This window comes from Streptomyces thermovulgaris (genome assembly GCF_002155915.1).
In the GTDB taxonomy this organism is placed as follows: domain Bacteria; phylum Actinomycetota; class Actinomycetes; order Streptomycetales; family Streptomycetaceae; genus Streptomyces; species Streptomyces thermovulgaris.
The window spans coordinates 1-5,311 of sequence record NZ_MUME01000278.1; the positions used below are offsets into that span (position 1 = coordinate 1).

8 protein-coding genes are annotated in these 5,311 nt (G+C 72.2%); 7 read left to right on the forward strand and 1 reads right to left on the reverse strand.

The window, feature by feature from the left end; all coding sequences use genetic code 11:
* The 7 genes from nadC to CCN35_RS20850 form a co-directional block, all read left to right on the forward strand.
* On the forward strand, positions 1-945 hold a 945-nt coding region (gene nadC / locus CCN35_RS20820), incomplete at its 5' end, for a carboxylating nicotinate-nucleotide diphosphorylase (RefSeq protein WP_107501072.1).
* A 5-nt stretch (positions 946-950) separates the two neighbouring features.
* Positions 951-1,748, forward strand: a complete 798-nt coding sequence (locus CCN35_RS20825; RefSeq protein WP_086793883.1) for a type III pantothenate kinase — start codon at positions 951-953, stop codon at positions 1,746-1,748.
* A 222-nt stretch (positions 1,749-1,970) separates the two neighbouring features.
* On the forward strand, positions 1,971-2,804 hold the full coding sequence (locus tag CCN35_RS20830; protein WP_236560597.1) for a serine/threonine-protein kinase: 834 nt from the start codon (positions 1,971-1,973) through the stop codon (positions 2,802-2,804).
* On the forward strand, positions 2,768-2,956 hold the full coding sequence (locus tag CCN35_RS28450; protein WP_067393608.1) for a hypothetical protein: 189 nt from the start codon (positions 2,768-2,770) through the stop codon (positions 2,954-2,956). Before CCN35_RS20830 ends, CCN35_RS28450 begins: the two co-directional genes overlap by 37 nt.
* Before the next feature lie 173 nt (positions 2,957-3,129).
* A complete protein-coding gene (locus tag CCN35_RS20840) occupies positions 3,130-3,612 on the forward strand; it encodes a BlaI/MecI/CopY family transcriptional regulator (protein ID WP_067393604.1) in 483 nt (160 codons plus the stop codon).
* Between the two features lie 9 nt (positions 3,613-3,621).
* Positions 3,622-4,155 (forward strand): amino-acid N-acetyltransferase, encoded by a 534-nt coding sequence (locus tag CCN35_RS20845; RefSeq protein WP_067393601.1) that lies wholly within the window; start codon positions 3,622-3,624, stop codon positions 4,153-4,155.
* A 214-nt stretch (positions 4,156-4,369) separates the two neighbouring features.
* On the forward strand, positions 4,370-4,702 hold the full coding sequence (locus tag CCN35_RS20850) for a histone-like nucleoid-structuring protein Lsr2 (RefSeq protein WP_067393598.1): 333 nt from the start codon (positions 4,370-4,372) through the stop codon (positions 4,700-4,702).
* Here the strand turns inward: CCN35_RS20850 and CCN35_RS20855 are convergent.
* A partial coding sequence (locus tag CCN35_RS20855; RefSeq protein WP_086793881.1) for an SCO3374 family protein occupies positions 4,681-5,311 on the reverse strand: 631 nt, incomplete at its 5' end. The genes CCN35_RS20850 and CCN35_RS20855 overlap by 22 nt on opposite strands.

The following is a 5,311-nucleotide window of genomic DNA, read 5'->3' on the forward strand; positions in this document are numbered from 1 at the left end:
GGCTGCTGCGGCGGCGGCTGCGCCTGCGGCGCGGACGCCGGCGAGGAGTACCTGGAGTGCGGGCTCGACCCCGCGCTCGCCCGGCTCCTGGCGGACGCCGGACTCGACCCCGTCGAGGTCGAGGACATCGCCAACGTCGCCATCCAGGAGGACCTCGCCGGCGGCGTGGACGTCACGACGGTCGCGACCATCCCCGAGACGGCCGTGGCCACCGGTGACTTCGTCGCCCGCGAGGCGGGCGTCGTGGCCGGCCTGCGCGTGGCAGAGGCCGTGCTGTCGGTCGTCTGCACGGACGACTTCGAGGTCGAACGGCACGTGGAGGACGGCGACCGCGTCGAGGCCGGGCAGAAGCTGCTGTCGGTCACCACGCGCACGCGCGACCTGCTGACCGCCGAGCGCAGCGCCCTGAACCTGCTGTGCCACCTGTCCGGCATCGCGACCGCCACGCGCGCGTGGGCGGACGCCCTGGAGGGCACCAGGGCGAAGGTGCGCGACACCCGCAAGACCACACCCGGGCTGCGCTCGCTGGAGAAGTACGCCGTCCGGTGCGGCGGCGGCGTGAACCACCGGATGGCGCTGTCGGACGCGGCCCTGGTGAAGGACAACCACGTGGTGGCCGCCGGCGGTGTCGCGCAGGCCTTCCAGGCCGTGCGGAAGGCGTTCCCCGAGGTGCCGATCGAGGTCGAGGTGGACACCCTGCACCAGCTGCGCGAGGTCGTGGACGCCGGGGCCGACCTGATCCTGCTGGACAACTTCACCCCCGGCGAGTGCGAGGAGGCCGTGGCGATCGCCGGCGGCCGGGCGCTGCTGGAGGCCTCGGGCCGGCTCACCCTGGACAACGCCCGTGCCTACGCCGAGACCGGTGTCGACTTCCTGGCCGTGGGGTCCCTGACCCACTCCTCGCCGATCATGGACATCGGCCTGGATCTGCGCGAGGCGGAGTAGTGACCATGCTCCTGACGATCGATGTCGGCAACACGCACACGGTCCTGGGACTGTTCGACGGGGAGGACATCGTCGAGCACTGGCGCATCTCCACGGACCCGCGCCGCACGGCCGACGAGATGGCGGTGCTGCTGAACGGCCTCATGGGCATGCACCCGCTGCTCGGCGAGGACCTCGGCGACGGCATCGACGGCATCGCGGTCTGCGCGACCGTGCCGTCGGTGCTGCAGGAACTGCGGGAGGTGACCCGGCGCCACTACGGCGACGTGCCCGCGGTGCTCGTCGAGCCGGGCGTGAAGACGGGGGTGCCGATCCTGTTCGACAACCCCAAGGAGGTCGGCGCCGACCGGATCATCAACGCGGTGGCGGCGAACGAGCTGTACGGCGGGCCGGCGATCGTCGTCGACTTCGGCACGGCGACGACGTTCGACGCGATCAGCGCGCGCGGGGAGTACGTCGGCGGGGTCATCGCGCCCGGCATCGAGATCTCCGTGGAGGCGCTGGGCGTCAAGGCGGCGCAGCTGCGGAAGATCGAGGTGGCCCGGCCGCGCAGCGTGATCGGCAAGAACACGGTCGAGGCGATGCAGGCCGGGATCATCTACGGGTTCGCCGGACAGGTCGACGGGGTGGTGCGCCGGATGGCCCGGGAGCTGGCCGACGACCCGGACGACGTGACGGTGATCGCGACGGGCGGGCTGGCACCGATGGTGCTGGGCGAGTCCTCGGTGATCGACGAGCACGAGCCGTGGCTGACGCTGATCGGACTGCGGCTGGTGTACGAGCGGAACGTGTCGCGCCTCTGAGCCGCCCGCGTGTCCGTGTGCCGCCCGTGCGGCCGCGCGCCTGCGGGCCCGGGTACGGGGCCGATCGCCCGCCCCCGCCGCACCGCCCGCGCGTTCGCGCGTCCGCGGACCCGCGGACCCGTGGACCCCGGGCCCCGGGGCAGGGGAGGGCGCCCGGCCCGGAACCGGCCCGAGCGCGTGCCGTGCGTCTGATTTGTCCCGATTGGCGCGTATGGTCGGGGCATGCCCACGCCACACGGAACCCGCGGCGGCATGGCGTTCGGCGCGGAGGAGCTGCGTGTGCTCCGCCGCGCCCTCGCCCTCGCCGTTCACTCCCCCTGCGCCGGCGCCGAGGACGTACGGGACTGTCTCCGGCTCGCCGAATCGCTCGACGAGGCCGTCCGCGAGGGCGCCCGGCTGCGCGCGTTCCTGCTGGCCGACCTCGCCCGCTACCGGGCCGCCCTCCCCGGCACGGCGGCGGCCTATCTGACCCTGCTCGAGGAGTGCCTGGAGGCCGGCCACCGCCCCACCCCCGACGACATGACCGCCCTCCAGGCCCTGAGCGGCAACCCGGTCGCCGCCTCCCTCCTGCCCAGGGCCCGCGCGACGGTCCCGACGGCCCGCACCGCCCCGGCCGGGCGGGCCGTGCGGACGGCGGCGGCCGGCCCGGCGGCGAGGGCCGTTCTCCCGGCGCCCGCCGCCGCTCGGGGGGCTGCGGGGCCGGACGGCGGAAAGGGGACGGGCGGGCAGCGGGACGGGGAACCGGCCGGGGAGCCGCAGGAGCGGCCGAGCGGGGACCCGCAGGAGCGGCCGGCCGGGGAGCCGCAGGAGCGGCCGGGCGAGAAGCCGGCGGAGGAGCCCGGGCGGCGGCCCGCCCCCGCGCGGCCGGGGGCACCGGAGCCCGGGCGGCGGCCCGTTCCCACGCCGGGAGAGGTGTTCCCGCGGCGGAAGCCGAGGGCGTCGGCCCGCACGCCGCGGCAGCGCCTCGCCCGCCGTCACCCCGTCCCTGTCCGTCCCGTCGTCCTGGCTACCCTGGACCCATGGACTACGTCGCCGCACTCCTCCCGCCGGCCGTGACGGCCGCGTTCTTCATCGCTGTGGTCAGGGTGATCGTGAAGACCCAGGGCGGGGCCGCGAAGGCCAAGGAGGACGCGGCCGTGGACGCCGCTCTCGCGCGGGCGCAGGGCGGCTCCCAGGGCTCGGGGACCGCCGCCTCCACCGACGCCTGAGAGGCGCTCCGCACGACGTACGGCTCCGCTCCCGCGGGGATGCGTGCCCGTGATGCGCGCCCTTTTTGTCCTCATCGGGTGATGAAAGCGGTCGTTCGGCACGCCATGGCCGGGATCTCCCATTAGGGTGTCGAGATGTGCCTCGGCCTCTGGGAGAACTCGAAGACGCGGTCATGACGCGGGTGTGGAAGTGGAACCGCCCGGTGACCGTCCGGGAAGTCCTGGAAGACCTCCAGCGGGAGCGTTCCATCGCGTACACCACCGTGATGACCGTTCTGGACAACCTTCACCAGAAGGGGTGGGTGCGCCGCGAGGCGGAGGGCCGGGCCTATCGGTACGAGGCCGTCTCCACCCGCGCCGCCTATGCCGCCGCCCTGATGAACGAGGCCTGGTCCCGCAGCGACAACCCGGCCGCCGCTCTTGTCGCCTTCTTCGGCATGATGAGCGACGAACAACGGCAGGCTCTGCGGGATGCCGTACGCATGGTGGAAGGCGGCACCGAAGTCCCCGCCCCCGAAGAACAACCCGCCGAAGAGCCCGCCGAGAAGCCCGGCGAAGAGTCCTCCGAAGAGGCGGGGGAAGTCCCGGATAGCGCCGAAGCCGCGGATACCGGTGACGAGAACCCCGACTCGGCGCCGGGCGGTCGCGGGCGATAGCGTCCGCTCATGTCCGCAGAGCGTCCCGAAGAGACCACGAAAGCCATCACCGTCCGGCGTGCCCGAACCCGCGATGTCCGGGCCGTGCGCCGGTTGCTCGACACCTACGTTCGCGACGGTATCCTGCTCGACAAAGCGACGGTGACCCTTTACGAGGACATCCAGGAGTTCTGGGTCGCCGAACGCGACGACAACGCGGAGGTCGTCGGCTGCGGCGCACTGCACGTGATGTGGGAAGACCTGGCGGAAGTGCGCACTCTCGCGGTGAAGCCGGGCCTGAGAGGCGCCGGTGTCGGACACCGGTTGCTGGAGAAGTTGCTTGAGACCGCACGTGAGCTCGGTGTTCGCCGCGTATTCTGCCTGACCTTCGAAGTGGACTTCTTCGCCAAGCACGGCTTCGTGGAGATCGGTGAGACCCCGGTCGACGCCGATGTCTACGCGGAGCTGCTGCGTTCCTATGACGAGGGGGTGGCGGAGTTCCTCGGTCTCGAACGAGTGAAACCGAACACCCTGGGCAACAGCCGGATGCTTCTGCATCTGTGATCCACATTCTGCCCGGTGACCGGGACCGCGTTCCCTATGTCCGAAACGCGCATGTTTCCGGGCGGGGCGAGCGGTCGGCCTCTCCGGGGGGTTTGTGTTTTCCCCGCAAAAGCGGTTTGCTTTCCGGCGTACTGTTGTAGTGCATATAACAGGGGACGGCGAAACGGCGGACACCGACCACCCGGCCCTCACGTTATCGATGAAAGGAAATCCGGTGGCACAGAAGGTTCAGGTCCTTCTTGTCGATGACCTCGACGGCAGCGAGGCGGACGAGACCGTGACGTTCGCGCTGGACGGCAAGACGTACGAGATCGATCTCACCACTTCCAATGCGGACAAGCTCCGTAGTCTTCTCGAGCCGTACGTCAAGAACGGCCGGCGTGTCACGAGCCGTACCAGCGGACGCGGAAAGGCGCGTGCCGCTTCCACCGGCAGCCAGGACACCGCGCAGATCCGCGCCTGGGCGAAGGCGAACGGCTACGAGGTCAACGACCGCGGTCGCGTTCCCGCGAGCATCCGCGAGGCCTACGAGAAGGCGAACAGCTGACCCTGGGGCCGCGACAGGCCCCGGGGACACGCGGGCGACGGTGCGCACGCGCGCCGCAGCCGCAACCGGTGGCAGTGCGTCGCCAGCGTGTCCACCAGCCGTACGAGATCGGGGGCGCCCCGGCCCCCTTTCACGGCCGACGACAGCGTCGGCAGCGAGGCCTCGACCTCGCACCCAGCCCCAGGGGGCCGCAGCCATACGGCGGCCCCCTGTGAACCGGAGCAGCCCGGAGGAAGCGGCCGCGCTCCGAGTGCCCCGGCGCCCGGCGGCGGCGCCTCCATCAGCGCGCCCTCGCCCAGGGCCGTCAGATCCAGTTCCAGCACCGACGGGCCCCACTCCAGCCACCGCAGTACTCCGGGCAGCTCCTCCGCACTGCCCGCCGCCACCAGCAGCCGCATCCGGTCCCCGCTCACCGCGACCGGGGAGCCGGGCCCCAGATGGCGCAGCGCGGCGCGTCCGGCCTCCACGGGCACGTCCAGGACGTCGAAGCGGAGCCCCACGACAAGTCGTACCGGTTCTCCGGGCACCGTCGCCCATCCCAGCTCGTTCTCGTACCAGGACCGCCAGTGCTGCCAGAGCTGCCGGTTCCCCCGGTGCCGGGTCCCGTCA

Coding starts and splice junctions, on each gene's coding strand:
- CCN35_RS20825 (WP_086793883.1), top strand. CDS start 951: ATGCTCCTGACGATCGATGTCGGCAACACGCACACGGTCCTGGGACTG.
- CCN35_RS20830 (WP_236560597.1), top strand. CDS start 1,971: ATGCCCACGCCACACGGAACCCGCGGCGGCATGGCGTTCGGCGCGGAG.
- CCN35_RS28450 (WP_067393608.1), top strand. CDS start 2,768: ATGGACTACGTCGCCGCACTCCTCCCGCCGGCCGTGACGGCCGCGTTC.
- CCN35_RS20840 (WP_067393604.1), top strand. CDS start 3,130: ATGACGCGGGTGTGGAAGTGGAACCGCCCGGTGACCGTCCGGGAAGTC.
- CCN35_RS20845 (WP_067393601.1), top strand. CDS start 3,622: ATGTCCGCAGAGCGTCCCGAAGAGACCACGAAAGCCATCACCGTCCGG.